The organism is Acinetobacter seifertii, assembly GCF_016064815.1.
GTDB lineage: Bacteria > Pseudomonadota > Gammaproteobacteria > Pseudomonadales > Moraxellaceae > Acinetobacter > Acinetobacter seifertii.
Genome location: NZ_CP065820.1, coordinates 3,891,122 through 3,911,023, shown reverse-complemented (window position 1 = coordinate 3,911,023; position 19,902 = coordinate 3,891,122). Strand labels below are relative to the sequence as shown.

The following is a 19,902-nucleotide window of genomic DNA, read 5'->3' as shown; positions in this document are numbered from 1 at the left end:
CCACTATGGTGACCATAGAACATGCTTTCCTCATACCGGCCGAGATTGACAAGGTTTTTAACTACCTTGCAAACCCGGCCAATGATGCAGGTTGGCAATTGTCGTGTAAGCATTCTGAACTGCTAGACAGTACTCCGCGTGTGGGCAGTAAGTACGAGATTGGTTTTAGCTTTATTGGTCGTGAAATGTCCTTTAAAGGTGAAATTACACATCTAGTACCGAATGAATTGTATGCGTTTAAAGTAGTGGAAGGACCCTTTCACTACACAGGTACTTACCGTTTCAAACCACATCCGGAAGGTACGTGGATTGAATGGATGTTTGAGGCAGAACCGGGTAGCTTTTTTGGTGTATTGCCGCCAGCGCTGCTAAAAAAGATGGTACTCGCTCAGTTCAAAAAAGATGTTGATAATCTTCAAGCATTGGCTCAAAGGGGTGAAGCCTATGAGTCGGTTGGCAATGAAAATAAACCAACTATCGAGACCAGTAAACCACCTCGTAAGACTCAACAAGTAATGGAGAAATACGCGCGTTGGATTCTTAGCCATCGCCGTATTGTTTTGACTGTGGTGATGCTCTTAACACTTGCTCTAGCGTATCTGGCATCTGGTGTAAAAATTATTATTGACCCAGATGCACTTGCGCCTAAGGGGCATCCTTATATTACCTCGACCAAGCTGATTGAAAAGAAATTCGGCTCCAAATATATGGTCGTGATCGGTATTACACCGAAGCAGGGTGATATTTATCAGCCGCAGGTGTTGGAGAAAGTCAAACGCATTACCGAAGAAGTGGATAATGCACCTGGTGTAGTTCGCTCAACTATGATGAGTCTGGCTGCACGTCAGGCGAAAGGAATCGAGGCGAATGCAGAAGGCTTCGATGCCAAGAAACTATTACCAAGCAGTTCAGTGACTCAGGAGGATATCGATCACCTGAAAAAACTACTGGCACTGAATCCAACCTATATGAATTCAGTGGTATCGAAAGATCAAAGAACTGCTGCGATTTTGCTTGAGCTTGAGGAAAGTCCAGAGGGCTTCCAAAAGATGATGGGCCCAATCAACAAAATTGTAGAGAGTGAACAATCTAAAGATATGACCATCAGTGTCGGTGGTAATCCTGTGTATCTGGATAAAGCTGAAGATTACTCTAAACGTATCAATATCTTGTTCCCGATTGCCGTATTGGTGATTGGTTTATTGCACTTTGAAGCATTCCGCAGCAAGCAAGGTTTGATTCTGCCACTCGTTACAGCTTTGTTGGCTGTGGCATGGGGTATGGGCATGATGGGCTTGTTCAAACAGCCAATGGATATCTTTAACTCGCCTACGCCGATTCTGATTTTAGCTATTGCGGCAGGGCACGCCGTGCAGTTGCTCAAGCGCTACTATGAAGATTTTGATCGCCTGATTGCTCAAGGGATGGAACCTAAAGCTGCCAATAGCGAAGCTGTAGTGCAGTCTTTGGTTCGTGTGGGTCCAGTTATGGTATTGGCTGGTGGTATTGCAGCGGCTGGTTTCTTCTCATTGTTGACCTTCAACATTCCCACTATTCGTTCATTCGGTATTTTTACAGGAATCGGGATCATCAGTACGCTGGTGATTGAGATGACTTTTATTCCGGCACTTCGCTCAATGTTGCCACCGCCTTCAGTTGTGAAGGTCAAACGCAAAGGCTTGCCGATCTGGGATTGGATTCCAAACCGTATTGGTGATGTCATTTTATCAGTTCGTCCACGAATGATGTTAATGACTGCGATTGCGGCAATGGGCGTCTTTCTTGCTATTGGCACGAGCCGTATTGTGGTAGACAACGATAGCCGTAATTTCTTCGCTCGCGACTTACCAATGCAACAAGACGACAGATTCTTGAATCAGTCTCTTGGTGGCACAAACAGCCTTTATATTATGGTTGATACGAAGGTTCGTGATGGTATTGAAAACCCTGAAATCCTAAAAGCGATTGATAATACAGAAAAGTTCGCAAACTCAATTCCAGAGGTCGGTAAAACCATCTCTATCGTGGACTATATCAAACGAATGAATCAGGCAATGAATGCTGATCAGCCACAGGCATTTCAGGTTCCTGCAACCAAAGATGTCGTTGCTCAGTATCTGCTGTTGTATTCAATGTCTGGTGAGCCGACTGATTTTGATTCATACATTGATACCACTCAGCGTTATGCCAAGATCACTGTTCTTCTGAAAACAGGCAGTAATCATCGCATTAAAGAAATCCTTGAGTCGCTAAAAACCTATATGGCGGGTCAATTGGGTGATAAAGCTGTAGTAAGTTTTGGTGGTGATGTGACGCAGACCATTGCCTTAACTGAAACAATGGTTCACGGCAAGCTCATGAACATTTTACAAATTTCATTTGCCGTATTCTTTATTTCAGCATTGGTTTTCCGTTCGATTTCAGCTGGACTGATTGTTCTTACACCACTTCTGTTCTCAATTCTTGCCATATTTGGTGTGATGGGATGGCTCGACATTCCGCTCAATATTCCAAACTCACTCATCTCGGCCATGGCTGTAGGTATTGGTGCGGATTATGCCATTTACTTCCTCTACCGCTTGCGTGAAATCTTGCGCGAAGAAGGCGGCGATATCAAAGACGCTATTCGTAAAACTTTAAGTACTGCTGGTAAGGCATCTCTTTTTGTCGCGACTGCGGTTGCCGGTGGGTATGGCGTATTGTCCTTATCACAAGGCTTCCACGTTCATCAATGGCTCGCAATGTTTATTGTGATTGCGATGCTGTTCAGTGTATTTGCAACCTTAATTATGGTACCTACAATGATTCTGATGTTGAAACCTCGTTTTATCTTTTCTTCAAATAAGAAGAGCATTCCTGTTGCACAAACAGTTGTGACAAGCCTTTTGTTGGGTACAGCACTCACTTTTTCATTACCTAAAACATCTCATGCAGATGAGGTTCAAGACATTGTTAATCGTAGTGATGATGCCTCTAAGTTCTTGTCTTCAACCGCTAGCGCTAAATTTATTTTGACCTCTAAAAATGGCGAGCAACGTGTACGTTTAACTAAAAACATGACCAAGCTTGCTGGAAATACTCAGAACAACATGCGTTTGACTGAGTTCATCTCGCCAGCAGATGTTCAAGGAACCACGACGTTGTTAATTGAAAATGCGAAAGGCAGCGATAGCATGTTTGTCTATTTGCCTGCATTGAAAAAAGTACGCCGTCTTGCATCAGCGAATAAAGGTGATGCTTTTATTGGTACGGACTTTAGTTATGGTGATGTGCTTGGTTATAAGCTCAGTGACTGGAAGTATACGAAACTTGCAGATGGCAAATTTAATGGCAAAGATTGCTACATGATTGAAGCAACACCAATTAACAATACTGTGAAGAGTGACTTTGGTTATAGTAAACGTCGCATGTGCATACTCAAAGACAACTTTGTTACAGCAACCATCGACATTTGGGATACTGCAGGTAAGCCTTTAAAACACATTGAATTCACCGATATCCGTCCTTACGGCAAAGTGAAACCAAGATGGCAGGCCATGAAATCTATGGCGAAAAATCTGCAAACTCAACATATGACGCAAGTGATCGTCAATGATTTTGTGGCAGAAAAAACTTTATCCGATAAGCTTTTCTCACCGCAGAGCCTTGAAAAATGACGCAAGGTGCCTATTGGGTGTTTGCATGCTGCAGTAGCTTTATGCTACTGCAGCATGCTTATGCAGATGACAGTGAAATTAGTTTTGTGAGCCAGAACTCAGCCAGACTCGATGTATGGTCATCAGATCGTGATTTAAGTTCATTAAAAAACATTGGACAGGCAAGTTTCTGGTCCAATGGTACGCTCAAGTTTAACCCTGCATTTAAGCTGCATTACGACATAGTGGTTGGAGACGAAACGGACCATACTGTGAATCCAGATCAAGTGAGTAAGGTAAATCGTAACTTACGTGAGTTATATGCCTCTTATAACTGGGATCAGACCGTTTATGTTGATGTTGGTCGTCAGATTGTCATCTGGGGAAGGGCTGATGGGATTAACCCAACGGATAATCTCTCGCCTCGTGACTATACGCGTCTAGTACCAGATGAGACAGATCAACGTCTTGGAAATGATGCACTCAAATTGACGTATATTCCTGAATCTGGAACCAATAAATGGACCGCATTGTGGTATCCGCGTAGTCGTTCAGATGTGATTCCATTGCGTCAGATTGCTGGTGTTCAGTATGACATAGACCGTAAGAGCCGTCCTATGTTTGCAGTACGTTGGGATTATTCTGTAGATGGTCTAGATGTCGGGGCATCGTATTTTTCAGGTTTGGATCACATGCCTGATTTGTCACTACAGTCGTTATCTCCAGCAGGGGCAACATTACAGCTGAAAAATAATCCTATGTCTGTCTATGGAGTAGATTTCAGTTATAACCATAACGATATCGTATGGAGAGGTGAAGCTGCTTATATAAAGACTGACTCGGATGGCAGTGAAGATCTTACACACAAAAAAAATAATTTAACTGTTGTCGTGGGGCCAGAATTATCATTAAAAAATTCCACGCTGAGTTTAATGGGCGTGTACAAACATACGGAGGATGTAAGGTCTGCCGATAGCTTAACAGATCCATTATTGAGAGAAGTTTATCGTTATCAACAAACCATCAGTGACCAGTATCAACAGAATCAGTATGGGGCTATGCTGCGTTATGCACTTAACCTAATGAATGACAACCTAAAGCTAGAGTTTACAGGGTTTTATTTTGCACCAGAGCCGAATGAGTTATTGAGAGTGCGTATTAACTACAACCTCAATGATCACTGGCAGTTGAATGCAGGTGGAGATCGTTTCTGGGGCAAAAATGATACGGTGTTAGGACAATTTAGAGATAACAGTCTGGTATATGCCCAGATCCGATATAATTTTTAAGATAATTCGCTCCAAAACAATGCTGGATTGCCCAGCCCTAATAAGGTGACTTATGGATAATTTAAAGAAAGCAAAAAAAGATAATTTTTCACGGAAGACCATATTAGTAACAGGTGCAGCAGGTTTTATTGGCAGCAGACTAGTCGTTGATCTTTTGCGTGAGGGTCATCAGGTCATTGCTGCGCTACGTAATGCTGCAACTAAGAAAGATAAGCTGTTAGGTTTCATTGCAACAGAAGGGCTTGCTGATCCATCTATTTCATTTGTTGAATATGATTTGAGCCGTGATTTTAAGCTGGACTCTCTGCTAGCGGATGCTCAGGCAAAGATCCATGTAATTTATCATCTTGCAGCGTCATTTAATTGGGGGATTAGCAAAGCTGAAGCTGAGCGTACAAATGTTAAGTCAGGACTCGCCTTAATTGAATGGGCCGCAACATTGAAGCAGCTTGAGCGATTTATCTGGATTGGTGGATATCGTGTGGCTGCTCCGCCACAAGAGTCGGCTGATGAGTTGTATTGCAAACATGGTGGCTATGAAGCTTCAAAAATTTTGGGTTATCAAGCTTTCATTGAGGCTTGTAAGCGTTTAAATGTGCCATGGACTGCAATAAATCCAGCTACAGTTATTGATGGTTTCTATAAGTATGGCGATATGCAATATATCGGTATTGCGGACATGATTGATAAGCTCTATCAGGGACGTCTACTGGCATTGCCAGGTGGCCGTGACACATTCCTGCCACTATGTAATATGCAGTATATCGTGAGCTTTTTAATCCGAACGATGTCTTATCCTGAGACCATTGCTCAGGAGTATATGCTGCTTGATCCTAAGACACCGAAATTTCATCGCCTCGTTCACCTCGCTGCCGAGCATTTAGGGGTTAGCTCACCACATTTACAGCTACCTAAAGGTCTATTAGAAAAACTACCTGAAGTATTACTTGACGGTTCTAAAGAACAACTCTCTTTCATTTCTACTGAGCACTATCATGTTGATGGGGCAGAGGCGATGGCAGTGAAGATGGGCATCGCGGACTTGATTAATATCACTCCATATTTCTCTCGTTGGATTGATCGTCTGGTGCTTACACGCTTTGGTCGTATGCAAGTTTCAATACCTAATTCTTTTAGTTATCAAAACCGATATTGGACAGAAATTTATACTAAACAGTCGGTTGGTTCGGAAAAATCTTCTGCATTATTTTTACACGGTATTCCATTTGATAGTGCATGTTGGTCTCCAATTATCAATAAAATTACATACGATCAGGTCGCTATGATGGACTTACCCGGACTTGGGCGTTCGGGTAGTTATGAGGTGATTGAAGATAACAATCATCAGTTTATCGATACTGCTGCAAAGCTTTTAGCGCCAAATAGTGTTGTGATTGCCCACTCGTTAGGATGTCTCTTTGCATTGAACCTTGCAAAGAAACATCCAGATAAAGTTGCACGTCTTATTCTCATATCGCCTTATTTTGTTCAGGCACAGGCTGCTAAAATGTTTCAGATACAAGCGGTATCTAATCTGATTTTCCGTTTTGTGCCAAAAGATATGATTGCTAAAGACTTACATCCAGAGGGGCAAAAAAATCCATCTGTTGGTTATGCGATGGATTCATTACGCCGGGTGTCGGTAGCCAAGCATATTAGTGAGTATATGCACCGTATTAGTTTGCCTCAGCAGCGAGCATCTCAAACAGCTTTGTTAAACGAGCTTAGCTCTAAAGTTGAAATCATTGTTGGAGAGAAGGACCCACTTGTTACTACAATCAGTCCTAATATTCCTGTACATAGCATTGCTGGTGCAGGTCATAATCCGCATGTGACCCATGTAGAAGCAGTTTATGATTATCTCACACCAGTTCTAACTAAATACATCAGTACTACAGCACAGCTTAGTGATGTCTAATATAGCCCAAGTAAAAGTTTTTGTTTGCCCAGTTTCACGGGTACCACAAGATCATGTGATATTGAGTCATTATCTCAGCTTTCTCAATGCAGCAGAAAAGTTGAGATATGATCAATATCTTCCTCAAGCAGCGCTTCTTTTCTTGATTTCTCGTGTCTTAACGAAGTCTATTTTAGCAGATAAGCTGGGTATTTCACCCCATCAAGTCAATATTCAATTACAACCGAACGGCAAACCTTTTGTACAAGACGGTAAGACTATTTATTTTAATCTTAGCCACTCAGCGGATGTTATTGTCCTTGCTGTGACTGGAGAAGGAGAAATAGGCGTCGATGTTGAACGAGTGAATCGAGAGTTCGAATGGAGGCGTGTCGACAGTGTATTAGCGCTGAGTGAAATAGACTGGATTCAGGAAAATGAAAGTACTGATCCATTCAGTGTATATCAGCGGTTTTTTCAAATATGGACCTTAAAGGAATCCTATATTAAATGTACTGGTCATGGAATGAGCAGCCATTTAAAGAAGCTTAATTTCCATGTCTTTTCTGAACATATACAGTTTTTTGATGCAACTCATGATGCTCAAAACACAGAACAATATCATTTTCAAAGTTATATCTATGATTGCAATTTTATCTTTTCCATATGTTTACAGCAGAGCCACAATATAGAACGCTTTAATATGGAATGTTTCCAATTACTGCCGTGTATATCTATGCATCCAATGAAGCCGACACCTTGCGAATATACCTAAATTAAATGAAGACAACTGCAATTTAAAAAAGTGAATCTGGTAGAAGGTAGAAAATCTTTCTTTGGAGTTGAGTTCTTTTTCAGTAAGTTCTGCTGTGAATAGATTGAGTACAAAATAAGAATCGATAAAAAGAAAAAAGCCCCAGTCTTTCGACTAGGGCCTTTTAAATTTGGAGCGGGAAACGAGACTCGAACTCGCGACCCCAACCTTGGCAAGGTTATGCTCTACCAACTGAGCTATTCCCGCATATATGAGCAGTTTTTACTAAAACTTTCTCAAAAAAAACCAATTTGGAGCGGGAAACGAGACTCGAACTCGCGACCCCAACCTTGGCAAGGTTATGCTCTACCAACTGAGCTATTCCCGCGTGCCGCTTATAATACATTAAGCAAAACAAGGGTCAACAACTTTATGCAAATAATTATGCTGATTGCATAAAATAAAAACAGAAATGAGCATTTAGAGTTATTTTATTGATAAGTTGCCGAATAAATAGACATTTTATTCGAGGTCAAGGCATACAAGAGCAACTTTTGTTTGTCCGTAGACAGGGTATACTAGGTCCAAATATACGAATAATCGTAAAAGGAAAAGCTATGAGCCTTGAACAACAGTTGATTGAACGGTTACAAACCCTTGCACCTAGCCATTTGGAAGTTATTAATGAGTCTGCTGGACACGGTGGTTATTTCCCAGGTAAAGAATCACATTTTAAAGTGATTGTGGTAAGTGAAGAGTTTAACGGCTTGCGTTTGGTTCAACGTCATCAAAAAGTGTATGCGTTGGCTTCTGATTTAATGAATCCAGGTCAAATCCATGCTTTAGCAATTCATGCTTATTTGCCAAGTGAGTGGCAAGGTCAAGCGCCAGCAAGCCCAGAATGTGCACATGCACCTAAAAGCTAAGGGTTAACTTTCATGGATGCACATTTAATCACTAAGATTATTCATATGACTGCGGTGGCGGCTGCACTTATGGTATTTGTTTTACGCGCTTCTACACTATTCATTGGTGTTCAGGGGCAACAACCTAATCCAGCAGGCCGTAAAGTATTAGTTGCTTTGCAGCATTTGTCATTTACTGTGATTTTTATTACTGGTGCAATTTTACTGGTGATGAAGAATTTTCAGGTTCAACCATGGTTTTACGCGAAAATTATCTTATTTTTAGTGCTGTTATCATCACTAATGAAGGCTTTTAAAAAGGATGACACTATTTTATTGGCACAGCGCCGTGCAGGTTTAGCTATTAGTGCAGTCGCATTTATTGCCATTATTATTTTGGTGATTGTGAAACCAGTTTTTGCTTAATTGTTCTACATTCTTTGCCTTTTTGCTTAGGCTCTAGGTTAAACTGCATACAATAAAAAAATATGCAGAGGGAAACATGTTAACTCGTGTGGTATTTAACCAAAAAGGCGGTGTAGGGAAATCAAGTATTACTGTAAATTTGGCTGCGATTAGTGCCAAACATGGCTTTAGGACCTTGGTTATCGATCTGGATCCTCAAGCCAACTCTAGCCAATATCTTTTAGGCGAAGAAGCAACATACGCTGCTGATAAAGCCGTTTTAGAACCAAATATTGAAAACTTCTTTGAAGATGTGCTGGGGAACAATCAACAAAAAGGTCTAATTGGTAATGCATTAGGCTCAATTTTAAAAGCCCCTCGGAACAAAGACCTCGACAGTTTTGTGCACTCGACATCCTTTGATAAATTAGATGTACTTCCAGCAAGCCCTACGCTTGGTGCACTTGAGCATGCACTTGAAAGCAAGCATAAAATTTATAAATTGCGAGATTCTATTCAAAGCTTAATTGGGCGCTATGACCGTATTTATATCGATACACCACCGGCTTTTAACTTTTTCACGTTGTCTGCCTTAATTGCAGCAGATAAAGTCCTGATTCCTTTCGACTGTGATGTCTTTTCAAAGCGTGCGTTACAAACATTGATTGAAAATGTTCTCGAAACGCAAGATGATCATAATGATCGCTTGGAAATTGAAGGAATTGTGGTGAACCAGTTCCAATCCCAAGCAAAACTACCTCGGGAAGTGGTCCAGCAGTTGAAAGATGAAGGGTTACCTGTGCTCAATAGCATGTTACCGCCTTCAATTTTAATGAAAGAATCGCATCAGAAAAATTTACCTTTGGCCCATTTGGCACCAGAACATAAATTGACTCAGGCTTATGAGACATTATTTGGTGAGATTGAGCCAAAACGATAAGAGAAAAATGATGAAAGGCTTATATATTGCGCCTTTGGTGGCAGCCACGTTACTTCTTGGCGCTTGTGCTACAACGGTAAAACCGACTTATGTGTCTCCGACACAGTATCAATCTTTGAGTTGCCAACAACTGCAAAGTGAATATAACCGTATTCAACAATATATCGATAATGGCGTACAAACTCCGAAAAGTACAGGTATGGGTGTTGGGCTTGGACTTGGTGGTGGCTGGGGACGAGGCGGTTGGGGATTCGGTCCATCCATCTCTGTTAATATGGGGCAATCTTCTTCAACCAAGAACACCGAACTTTCACGTGTTTTAGGCCAACAAGAAGCAATTGTTCAGGCAGCTCAGTTTAAAAATTGTCCAATAATTGTCCGTAAAAAGGCGAATTAATAGTCATCTTTGCATCACAATATGCTAATAGAAGCATATTGTGATGATTAAAGTTTAGCAAAATGTTTCATAATAAAATAAATATAAATCAACATCTTAGTTTAATATGGTTAAAATGATACTTGTATTTTTTCTCGTCAAGTTATGCTCTTAACTTGCTATATTTTGTCTATTTCGTTTAAGGTGGCCCCATCTTTACCAATGTGGAAACTTTATGATTGAAAGCTGGTTTTTTGTATTAGCAATGTTGGCTGTTTTGCTTATCCCTGGGCCGACAAACGCACTACTTGCAACCGCCGCTCACTCACAAGGTTTATCTAAAACATTCTGGCTTATTCCAATGCAATGGTTAGGTTATGCCTATGGGATTAGCTTTTGGGCTGTCTTTATTCATTTAGCAGCTCCAGTTTGGCCTGCGTTACTGCTCATTTTGCATATTACGAGCGTGTTATATGTGTTCTGGATGGCATTTCGTTTATGGAAAACTACACATTTACAGCAGTTTAGTCAGAACCACCGTAATATTCGCCCACGTCAGTTATTCTTCTCTACTTTAAAAAATCCTAAGTCCTTACTGTTTGCAGCTGGTATTTTTCCTGCCGAAACATGGAATACGCCTGAAAATTTTCTCATGGTCTTTGCGACTTTTACATTGACGCTTATTCCTGCGGCGAGTTTCTGGATGGTTTTTGGACGTGCTTTATTAACAGGTTCAATGCAAAAAATAAAAGCCGATCATTTATATAAAGGATCGGCCATGTTGCTCATTTTATGTATGCTTCCGGTGGTATTTCGTTTCTTCTAAATGAAGCTTTAAACGTTGGCTTTACGGTTTTTTAACTTCTCACGTATAAAGCCGATAATACCCGGTAGAACACTAATAATAATGATGCCGAAAATAAGGTGGGTAAAGTTATCTTTAACGATTGGCATATTTCCAAATAGATAACCTAAGGTTACAAAAGAAGCTACCCAACAGAATGCTCCAATTAAGTTATATGTCAGGAAAAACTTATAATTCATGCTACCAGCACCTGCCACAAAAGGAGCGAATGTGCGGGCAAATGGAATGAATCGAGCAAAAATAATCGTTTTGCCACCATGGCGGGCAAAGAATTCTTGAGTTTTGGTTAAGTGCTGCTTATTAATGAATCTAGAGTTCATTTCAAACACACGTGGACCGATAAAACGTCCAATATGATAGTTAACTGTGTCACCTAGAACTGCAGCAATAAAGAGCAGAGTACCTAGCAACCATGGATCCATCTTACCTGTAGACGCAGCCAAAGCTCCTGCTGCAAATAATAAACTATCGCCCGGTAAGAACGGCATGACCACTAAACCGGTTTCGACAAAAATAATTAAAAATAATATGCCATAAATCCAGACTCCGTAATTTGTAATAAATTCGGCGAGATGCTGGTCAACGTGTAGAATAAAATCAAGAAGTTCCATGAGATAGCTAAGTGATAAACCGTGCTCAAATCCTAGCAGTGAGCCTATAGAAAGTCAGTATAGAACATCAAAAAGATACAAATTAATCATCCTATTTGTGCAACGATATATATGGATTTTGAGTATTTAATTATCAATGTCCCAAACCTAGAATGAGTTCATCAACAAATAAGCATTTAAATAAAGGTGGCTGTATGTTTAATCCAAATGTGGTGGTCAAAAATATCGTAACGCAAACAGGTGCGGACAGTTTTATTAGTCTGGTTGCTCGTGTACTTATTGCGTATATCTTCCTTGTTGCTGGCTGGGGAAAAATCACTGGTTACGCAGCAACAGCAGGTTATATGGAAGCTATGGGGGTTCCTGGTGGAATTCTACCATTAGTCATTTTGGTTGAGTTTGGTGGTGGTTTAGCTTTGTTATTTGGTTTCCAAGCACGTTTTGCAGCTTTTGGTCTTGGAATCTTTAGTATTTTGACTGCGTTCTTGTTCCACCAAGGTGGGGCTGATGCAGCAGCGCAATATAATAATAGCATCCACTTTATGAAAAATTTTGCAATGGCAGGGGGATTATTCTTCCTAATGCTTCACGGTGCTGGACGTATTAGCCTAGATCATGTAATTGAAAAATAATATTCAAGATAAAATAAAAAACCGGATGAGCAATTCATCCGGTTTTTTCATCTCTGGGTTTTTAAAGTTAGAGCATGAATTGGATTTGTAATTCCCCAACAACAAAACCAAGTACGGCGCCTACTGCAATGAGTGCCCACTCATCTTCTTTGAACGCTGGACGCAACATCCCTTCAAATTCGGATGGTGTTAATTTTTGCATACGTTCAATTAAAGTACTGCGAATATTCATCGCATCTTCTGCATAAGACTCAACATATTTCATGGTCTCTGGCAGCTGTTGCATAATACGTTCTGCAACTTGTGTTTTCATATTCTGGTATTTTTCTCCACCAATTGCGTATACAACAAGTGGACGAATGACACCTGCCTGCATATCAATTTCCTGTTTAACATGGCGGTTCACCAAATCAATCACGCGTGCAGAGTGAGTGCCGGAAAATAGCTCTTCCATCATATGACGTGAAGTTAAAAGCTGTTTGGAAATCAAGGCTGCATAGTCAGCTGCTACTTCATTTTGACGTTTAATAAATAAACCTTGCCATGTATAGCCCAATATCTTTTTAGGATAGAGTGGTCTAAACATCATTTGTAGCGCAATCCAGTCACTGAAAAATCCTACAAATCCGCCAAACATCGGCAACATCCAAGGATATTTACCTTGCGTGATAATCCAGCACAACATTTGGATTACACCAATACCAAAACCGAATACAAAGCCAACGTTACTGAAAAATTTAAATTCTTGTTTGCCGACACGTTTAAAAATATTGTTGAGTAAACGCTTATCTTTAAGCAAATTACTAATCACCAAATGCTTAATATCAAAATATCGATTTACGTCACGTTGCACTTCACTCATGATGTGCTCGACAATTTCAGGCGCTTTGGATTGAACTCTGCGGATCAGTCTTTGACGGGCAAACTCAGGCATGCCTTCCCATAAACCGGGTTGATACTCTTGCGCAACTTCACGCGTAATATCTTCTGCTGCTGCCATTAATGGTTTTTCAATTTCTTTGGCAATACGCTTTGGGTCAAGACGAGCAAAAATTTCTTCGGGCTTAATAAGCTTGGCTGTCATGAGTTCAACAGCAATGGTTGCCATTTTTTCAGCTTTACGAGGCACAATACCTTGCCAGCCAAAAAATGGTTTAATACCTTTAAATTCAAGTGGTGAGAACATCATTTGAATGGCAATCACTTTAGTGACATAGCCAATTAAACCACTCATGAAAGGAATAGAGACATACAACCAAAAATGTTGCTGGAAATCTGCAATCATAGTTTGAAGCATTGTTGTTCCTTAGATTTCTATTGATTTTGATATGGGGCAACAAGCCATAAAAAACGGATCACTGTTTAAGGACAGACAAATATCGCTTAATGGTATTTACCTTTCCATGGTAATGCCTGTTTTATCGGGTCATCTTAACATCAAATTCATGAGGATGTTGCATAGAATGTGATGAATTTATCAATGTGTATGAAGATTTTAAGCGGTATACAGTACATTGATAAATATCAATAAATTTGTATTTATATCAATCAATCTAAATATCAAAATGATTATGATATGAAAAAAACAAGATATATGATGATTTGCGGTGCGCCGAAGCGTGAAAAATGTTAAAATGGCGCGCTTAATTCTTTTGCCATTTAGTGGTTTGTCATGACTACCAATACTCAAATTACTGAAGATCGTATCCTGATTCTGGATTTCGGCTCTCAATATAGTCAGCTCATTGCACGTCGTGTACGTGAAGCTGGTGTTTACTCTGAAATGTATGCCTTTGATATGTCTGAAGAAGACATTCGTGCTTTTAATCCAAACGGTATTATTTTGTCAGGTGGACCTGAGAGTGTGCATGAAGAGGGCAGCCCACGAGCACCACAGGTGGTGTTTGAGTTAGGCGTTCCAGTATTGGGTATTTGCTATGGTTTACAAACCATGTCTGAACAGTTAGGCGGTAAAGTTGAGCCGGGTACTGTACATGAGTTTGGTTATGCCGAAGTTGATATCGTTAAACGTGACCAACTTATTGGTAACTTACAAGACCGTGAAAACCAACTTCATGTTTGGATGAGCCACGGCGATAAAGTGAGCCAGATTCCAGAAGGTTTTACGATTACTGCAAGCACACCAAGCTGTCCAGTTGCTGCTGTAAGTGATGAAGCGCGTCGTTTCTATGGCGTGCAGTTCCACCCAGAAGTAACGCACACGGCAAAAGGTGAAGAGTTACTTGCAAACTTCGTTCATAAAATTTGTGGATGTGGTGGCCTTTGGACACCTGAACACATTATCGATTTACGTGTAGAACAATTACGTCAGCAAATCGGTGATGAAAAAGTTCTTTTAGGTCTTTCTGGTGGTGTTGACTCATCTGTTGTTGCTGCGCTTTTACACAAAGCAATTGGCGACCAGTTAACATGTGTATTTGTTGATAATGGCTTACTTCGTTTAAACGAAGGTGACCAAGTAATGCAAATGTTTGCTGAAAACATGGGTATCCGTGTGATTCGTGCAGATGCTGAACAACGTTTCTTAACTGCATTGGCTGGTGAAGTTGATCCAGAGAAAAAACGTAAAATCATTGGTCGTGAATTCATCGAAGTATTTGCTGAAGAAGCACGTAAACTTGATGGCGTGAAATTCTTAGCACAAGGTACGATTTACCCAGACGTAATCGAATCTGCTGCAAGCAAACAAGGTAAAGCACACGTTATTAAATCTCACCACAACGTGGGTGGTTTACCTGACGATTTAGAGTTTGAATTGGTTGAACCTTTACGTGACTTGTTTAAAGACGAAGTACGTAAGTTAGGTACTACACTTGGCTTGCCACACAGCATGATTTACCGTCATCCATTCCCGGGCCCTGGTTTAGGTGTTCGTATTTTGGGTGAAGTTAAAAAAGAATATGCAGATATTCTTCGTCTTGCTGATGACATCTTTATGCAAGAGCTTCGCGACAGCGGTTGGTACGACAAAACTGCTCAAGCATTTGCTGTATTCCAACCAGTTAAGTCAGTTGGTGTAGTAGGTGATGGTCGTCGTTATGCATGGGTAATCGCACTTCGTGCAGTTGAAACGGTTGACTTTATGACAGCTCGTTTTGCGCATTTACCATATGAATTAGTTGATAAAATCTCAACGCGTATTATGAATGAAATTAAAGATGTATCACGTGTGGTATACGACGTGTCATCTAAACCACCAGCAACGATTGAGTGGGAATAAGCAAATGAAAAGGCAGGATTTAATCCTGCCTTTTTTATGTCTATTGATAAAAGCATTATTTATGTTTATCGATATACTGGTGACTAGTAATAAAAAAAATACTTTGATTTGAACCAAAACGTTTTACTGATTTCTCAAAAACCATTCCAACACGTTCTAGTAATTTGATTGATGCTTTGTTCTGTGTTTGAGTCTCAGCTGTTACTTTCTTAAGATTTAACTCATTAAATGAATAATTTAAAACAAATTCAAGTGCTTGAGTTGCATATCCATATCCCATATATTCTGGCAGCAATTCATATGATACTTCGATATCTGAACCGTCATGATGAGTATCCAGAGATATAATTCCTAAAAAATTATGATCAGTAGAAGATCGAATTGCCCAAATAGGTAATTTACTTGGAGTATTAATATCAGCATGTGCTCGCGTTTGAGCTAGAGATACTTCCAATGGGCCACCTAAATACTTTCTAGTCGTATCATTTGTATAAAGTCTAACTAAATTAGACGCATCTGCTAATGTTAAATCGCTTACATAACACAAGTGCATATTATTTATGATTAAAGAGAAAAATTAACATATTACATTTTATAAGAAATTCATCATAAATATTCTTTTCTTTCGTCAGCTTAAATTTCTTCTCAGGAAACTACCTAGTAAGGTGCTTAAGCACTCTTTTTTATTGCTTAACTTTTAAAGATAAAAATTAATCTTAATAACTATCAATACAATAGATCATATATTATTACTTATACTTGATAAAAGATATATTAAGATATATCTTAATATGCATAAATTAAACATGTTAGAGAATCTTCAAAGATGAAACAACAATCAGAACATCATCATACTGAGCACAATGAACATCACCACGGCCATCACCGTTCGGGGCGTCGTGGAAGACTTTTTGAAGCTGGACGAATGAAACTTTTAGTCCTTCACCTTATTCAGCAAAGTCCTAAGCATGGTTATGAAATTATTAAAGAAATAAGTGATTTAGTCGGTGATGGCTATACGCCTAGTGCAGGAACAATTTATCCGACTTTAACCAGTCTGGAAGAAATGAACCTAATTAACTTGTTAGATATAGAGCGTAAGCAATATCAAATTACGGAGTTTGGTGAGGCTTATTTAACTGAACAAAAAGATAAGTTAAGTGCACTGTTAGAAAAATTACGCTTAAGACGTGAAATTCACAGTAATGATCAATTAATTGAAATTCACCGCGCCATGGAAAATTTGAAAACAGCCTTACGTTTGAAATTGAATACTACTGACATAAAGCAAGAGCAGATCTATCAAATTGCCGAAAAAATTGATCAGGCTGCGGTTGCAATCGGGCGTCTATAAGTTGAGATACAACATGTTAGAGCTACAGCAAAAAATCAAAGAAGCGGGCCTAAAAGTCACTCATCCAAGACTTATAGTTCTGTCTTTAATTCAACAGCAAGCAGAAGATCTAACGGTTAAACAGATTTATCAAAAGCTATATACCCAAAAACAGAAGTTGAGTTTAGCAACAGTTTATCGGGTGGTCAGTGATTTGGTAGGAGCAGGCCTAATTTCAAATACTCAATTCCAACGAGGTGAAGCCAAATTTAACTTATCAGACTTAGCCAACAATCAACTTCTACAGATTCATTGTGCAGAACTGACTGAAGCTAAACAAGAACAATTTCAAGTTGATTTGAAGCAGGTTGAAATTATTCAAAATCATTAATTTTTAATAGAGAATTTATATATGAAACAACATCAATATCACGTTACTGTACAACATTTAAAAGATGCCAAAGGTGAAGTTTCTACCTATACGGAAAGACTTGAGTTCTATAGCGGTAACCATGACGATATTTTTGAGATTGTTGAAAAGCTAAAGAATGCGGAATTTTTCGATGATCAAACTACAAAGTCTTTTGCTGTTGGTCTAAAGTTATTTAGTGAAGTCATGCTGGAAAATCGAGATCATGCATTGTTTCAAGAGTTCTTTCCGCAGTTCGGACAATTTATGAAAAATCTAAAACAGCTCGTTAAAACTCAGTCATCTTAAGCTGCTGAATGCAGCTTTATTTATTTTTATAACTAAAAAAAGGATTGTCTCATTCATAACACCCTGTGTATTACTAAAAGACTATATTGAATAATGAGTGTATTGTTAAGATCAGTATAACAACTCATTGCAAAAGCATAGGTAAAAGAGAGTAATATCATGAGCAATAATAATGATTACGATATTTCTGATTCAAAAGATTGTGAGAAATTTGCCAATCAATTTATTCAGGAATTTCCAATTCGTTCTGCTGAAATTGGACAGGGGACAGTCATTAAGCGGGCTTTACCTAGCCGTCAAAAGCGAATGATTGGTGCGTGGTGTTTCCTAGATCATGCAGGCCCAGTAACTTTTCCAGCTGGTGATGGTCTAGATGTTGGTCCTCATCCTCACATTGGTTTGCAAACCTTCACGTGGATGATTGAAGGCACCATGATGCATACTGATAGTTTAGGTTCAAAGCAATTGATCCGTCCTAAACAAGTAAACCTGATGACAGCAGGTCATGGTATCTCTCATACAGAAGTTGCCCCTGATACAGAAACTCAAATGCATGCTGCCCAGCTTTGGATCGCATTGCCTGACCATAAGCGCAATATGGATCCTAAATTTGAACACTACCCAGAACTACCTGTTGTTGAAAAGGATGGTTTAGAGTTTACCGTCCTTGTGGGTGAATACTTGGCAACTACTTCCCCAGTTGCAGTGCATACGCCGTTAGTAGGTGTTGATTTAATTGCTACCGAAGATACTAAAACACGTATTCCACTAAATCCTGAGTTTGAATATGGTTTTATGGCATTAGATGGGGTTGCCCATGTGAATGGCCATGAACTCACTGCCGACAACATGGTTGTATTAGATACGGGTTTAAGTGAAATTGAAATTGAAGTAAAGAAAGGGAACCGTGTGCTGTTAGTAGGTGGTGAACCGTTTGAAACTCCAATTTTACTATGGTGGAACTTTGTTGCACGTACAATGGATGATTTAAAAGAAGCGCGGGAGCAGTGGATTAATCATGATGTGCGTTTTGGTGAAATTCCAGACTACGTGGGTGCGCGTTTAGAAGCGCCAGTTCTTCCAGATCAAATGAGAGCATCAAAATGACAGCAGTAATCGCAAGCAGTAAAGCAAAGCCTCTTGCTGAGCAGTGGAAGGGCGAAATCACCAGTGGTCGTCATCAATATTTTTGTGACGAACCAGAGAAGTTAGAAGGGCATGACCAAGGTCCAGCCCCTTATGATTTACTTACCGGGAGTCTGGCAGCTTGTACACTTATTACTTTAAGAATGTATGCAAAGCATAAAGATTATGACTTTGGTGAGTTCTCAGTTGAAATTGATTTTCATACCAATCGTGAGCATGAAGAACATATTGAACGTCGTATTGTTTTTAAAGAGTTACCAAGCGAAGAACTACAGCAAAAAATATTAACAGTGTGTGGTAAAACGCCTGTTACTAAAACTTTGTTACGTAGTTTAGACATTCATACTGTGCTTGTTACAGTGTAAAAATGCTATTTTGTTGAGGTGGATGATTTTATATCCATCCCACAAATGGAATAAAACAGCATGTTCACATGCTGTTTTTTATGTAAAAAAGAAAAATAAAAGTAGGCAATAGCATGATTAGTGTACACCACCTGGAATGTTCGCGATCGTTTCGGATTTTATGGGCTTTAGAAGAGTTAGGTTTGGATTATGATATTCATTATTATCAACGTCTTCCCAACTATTCTGCGCCAGAAACACTGAAATGTATTCATCCCCTCGGCAAAGCCCCAATTTTGACAGACGATGAACAAGTCATTGCAGAGTCAGCGGTCATTTTGGAGTATTTACAGCAGCGTTACGATCAAAATCAGCAATTTAAACCTAAGCAATCTCAGGATTTACAGCAATATATTTACTGGATGCACTATGCTGAAGGTTCACTTATGCCTTTATTGGTCATGACTTTAGTTATGAATAGTGTAAACAAACACGTGCCATGGTTAATCCAACCTGTAGCAAAAAAAATCACAGAAGGGGTTAAAGCAAGTTTTGTTCGTCCACGTATGAAAGATCATATTAGTTTTTTAGAAAACTACTTATCTGAACATGAATATTTTGCAGGGAATTTTTCATTTGCTGATATTCAAATGAGCTTTCCACTAGAAGCTCTTCAGTCGCGTTTACAAGGTAAATATCCGCATATTCAAGCCTTTTTACATCGTATTCAGCAACGGCCAGCTTTTCAAAAGGCAAAACAAAAGAGTTTGGGTTCAAACGAAAGAAATTGTGCTGACATATAAAAGAAAAG

The 19,902-nt window shown here is 39.5% G+C and carries 20 protein-coding genes and 2 tRNA genes; 17 read left to right on the top strand and 5 right to left on the bottom strand.

Annotation, left to right across the window (positions count from 1 at the left end; translation table 11 throughout):
- Nucleotides 1-5 precede the first annotated feature (5 nt).
- The 4 genes from I8T81_RS18115 to I8T81_RS18100 are packed head-to-tail and all read left to right on the top strand — an operon-like array spanning nucleotide 6 to nucleotide 7,596.
- Complete coding sequence (locus I8T81_RS18115; protein ID WP_198071780.1) at nucleotides 6-3,656, top strand: outer membrane lipoprotein-sorting protein; 3,651 nt, start codon at nucleotides 6-8, stop codon at nucleotides 3,654-3,656.
- Nucleotides 3,653-4,924, top strand: coding sequence for a porin (locus I8T81_RS18110; RefSeq protein WP_198071779.1), 1,272 nt, complete (start codon nucleotides 3,653-3,655; stop codon nucleotides 4,922-4,924). The genes I8T81_RS18115 and I8T81_RS18110 overlap by 4 nt, the downstream gene beginning before the upstream one ends.
- A 52-nt stretch (nucleotides 4,925-4,976) precedes the next feature.
- Nucleotides 4,977-6,842, top strand: coding sequence for an alpha/beta fold hydrolase (locus I8T81_RS18105; protein ID WP_198071778.1), 1,866 nt, complete (start codon nucleotides 4,977-4,979; stop codon nucleotides 6,840-6,842).
- Complete coding sequence (locus tag I8T81_RS18100; RefSeq protein WP_198071777.1) at nucleotides 6,835-7,596, top strand: 4'-phosphopantetheinyl transferase family protein; 762 nt, start codon at nucleotides 6,835-6,837, stop codon at nucleotides 7,594-7,596. Before I8T81_RS18105 ends, I8T81_RS18100 begins: the two co-directional genes overlap by 8 nt.
- 170 nt (nucleotides 7,597-7,766) lie before the next feature.
- Here I8T81_RS18100 and I8T81_RS18095 read toward each other — a convergent pair.
- Together I8T81_RS18095 and I8T81_RS18090 are read right to left on the bottom strand one after the other, a co-directional pair.
- Nucleotides 7,767-7,842, bottom strand: a tRNA-Gly gene (locus I8T81_RS18095).
- Between the two features lie 45 nt (nucleotides 7,843-7,887).
- Nucleotides 7,888-7,963 (bottom strand) — tRNA-Gly (locus I8T81_RS18090).
- 229 nt (nucleotides 7,964-8,192) lie between these two features.
- Between I8T81_RS18090 and I8T81_RS18085 the strand changes: the two genes are divergently transcribed.
- From I8T81_RS18085 to I8T81_RS18065, 5 genes are all read left to right on the top strand, one after another.
- A complete protein-coding gene (locus I8T81_RS18085) occupies nucleotides 8,193-8,501 on the top strand; it encodes a BolA family protein (RefSeq protein WP_000051228.1) in 309 nt (102 codons plus the stop codon).
- A 12-nt stretch (nucleotides 8,502-8,513) separates the two neighbouring features.
- Complete coding sequence (locus I8T81_RS18080) at nucleotides 8,514-8,906, top strand: SirB2 family protein (RefSeq protein ID WP_198071776.1); 393 nt, start codon at nucleotides 8,514-8,516, stop codon at nucleotides 8,904-8,906.
- Between the two features lie 76 nt (nucleotides 8,907-8,982).
- Nucleotides 8,983-9,825 (top strand): ParA family protein, encoded by an 843-nt coding sequence (locus I8T81_RS18075; protein ID WP_019457983.1) that lies wholly within the window; start codon nucleotides 8,983-8,985, stop codon nucleotides 9,823-9,825.
- Between the two features lie 10 nt (nucleotides 9,826-9,835).
- Entirely contained in the window at nucleotides 9,836-10,222 is a 387-nt protein-coding gene (locus I8T81_RS18070) for a hypothetical protein (protein WP_005071968.1), read from the top strand.
- Nucleotides 10,223-10,436: 214 nt separating this feature from the next.
- Complete coding sequence (locus I8T81_RS18065) at nucleotides 10,437-11,027, top strand: LysE family translocator (protein WP_198071775.1); 591 nt, start codon at nucleotides 10,437-10,439, stop codon at nucleotides 11,025-11,027.
- Between the two features lie 8 nt (nucleotides 11,028-11,035).
- On the opposite strand, the gene I8T81_RS18060 is transcribed toward I8T81_RS18065, so the two are convergent.
- Complete coding sequence (locus I8T81_RS18060; RefSeq protein ID WP_025465185.1) at nucleotides 11,036-11,677, bottom strand: DedA family protein; 642 nt, start codon at nucleotides 11,675-11,677, stop codon at nucleotides 11,036-11,038.
- Nucleotides 11,678-11,871: 194 nt separating this feature from the next.
- On the opposite strand from I8T81_RS18060, the gene I8T81_RS18055 reads away from it, so the two are divergent.
- On the top strand, nucleotides 11,872-12,309 hold the full coding sequence (locus I8T81_RS18055; protein ID WP_198071774.1) for a DoxX family protein: 438 nt from the start codon (nucleotides 11,872-11,874) through the stop codon (nucleotides 12,307-12,309).
- Between the two features lie 67 nt (nucleotides 12,310-12,376).
- Here I8T81_RS18055 and I8T81_RS18050 read toward each other — a convergent pair whose 3' ends face one another.
- Nucleotides 12,377-13,594 carry a DUF445 domain-containing protein gene (locus tag I8T81_RS18050; protein ID WP_171057791.1) on the bottom strand — a complete coding sequence of 406 codons (1,218 nt, stop codon included), beginning with the start codon at nucleotides 13,592-13,594 and terminating at the stop codon, nucleotides 12,377-12,379.
- 387 nt (nucleotides 13,595-13,981) lie between these two features.
- Here I8T81_RS18050 and guaA point away from each other — a divergent pair, with 387 nt between their 5' ends.
- Nucleotides 13,982-15,550, top strand: coding sequence for a glutamine-hydrolyzing GMP synthase (gene guaA, locus I8T81_RS18045; protein ID WP_004705956.1), 1,569 nt, complete (start codon nucleotides 13,982-13,984; stop codon nucleotides 15,548-15,550).
- Between the two features lie 55 nt (nucleotides 15,551-15,605).
- On the opposite strand, the gene I8T81_RS18040 is transcribed toward guaA, so the two are convergent.
- On the bottom strand, nucleotides 15,606-16,103 hold the full coding sequence (locus I8T81_RS18040; protein WP_198071773.1) for a GNAT family N-acetyltransferase: 498 nt from the start codon (nucleotides 16,101-16,103) through the stop codon (nucleotides 15,606-15,608).
- A 273-nt stretch (nucleotides 16,104-16,376) separates the two neighbouring features.
- On the opposite strand from I8T81_RS18040, the gene I8T81_RS18035 reads away from it, so the two are divergent.
- The 6 genes from I8T81_RS18035 to I8T81_RS18010 all read left to right on the top strand — a co-directional run bounded on the left by I8T81_RS18035 (nucleotide 16,377) and on the right by I8T81_RS18010 (nucleotide 19,894).
- Nucleotides 16,377-16,904 carry a PadR family transcriptional regulator gene (locus I8T81_RS18035; protein WP_198071772.1) on the top strand — a complete coding sequence of 176 codons (528 nt, stop codon included), beginning with the start codon at nucleotides 16,377-16,379 and terminating at the stop codon, nucleotides 16,902-16,904.
- Between the two features lie 13 nt (nucleotides 16,905-16,917).
- Nucleotides 16,918-17,274: a Fur family transcriptional regulator gene (locus tag I8T81_RS18030; RefSeq protein ID WP_198071771.1), complete on the top strand. Its 357-nt coding sequence runs from the start codon at nucleotides 16,918-16,920 to the stop codon at nucleotides 17,272-17,274.
- A gap of 21 nt (nucleotides 17,275-17,295) precedes the next feature.
- Nucleotides 17,296-17,601 (top strand): DUF3861 domain-containing protein, encoded by a 306-nt coding sequence (locus tag I8T81_RS18025; RefSeq protein WP_198071770.1) that lies wholly within the window; start codon nucleotides 17,296-17,298, stop codon nucleotides 17,599-17,601.
- 159 nt (nucleotides 17,602-17,760) lie between these two features.
- Nucleotides 17,761-18,708 carry a pirin family protein gene (locus tag I8T81_RS18020; RefSeq protein WP_004705952.1) on the top strand — a complete coding sequence of 316 codons (948 nt, stop codon included), beginning with the start codon at nucleotides 17,761-17,763 and terminating at the stop codon, nucleotides 18,706-18,708.
- Nucleotides 18,705-19,112 carry an OsmC family protein gene (locus I8T81_RS18015; RefSeq protein WP_191103151.1) on the top strand — a complete coding sequence of 136 codons (408 nt, stop codon included), beginning with the start codon at nucleotides 18,705-18,707 and terminating at the stop codon, nucleotides 19,110-19,112. The genes I8T81_RS18020 and I8T81_RS18015 overlap by 4 nt, the downstream gene beginning before the upstream one ends.
- 113 nt (nucleotides 19,113-19,225) lie before the next feature.
- The gene (locus I8T81_RS18010) at nucleotides 19,226-19,894 is read left to right on the top strand and encodes a glutathione S-transferase (RefSeq protein ID WP_004705950.1); all 669 of its coding nucleotides are present in this window, start codon (nucleotides 19,226-19,228) and stop codon (nucleotides 19,892-19,894) included.
- The last annotated feature ends 8 nt before the right edge of the window (nucleotides 19,895-19,902 follow it).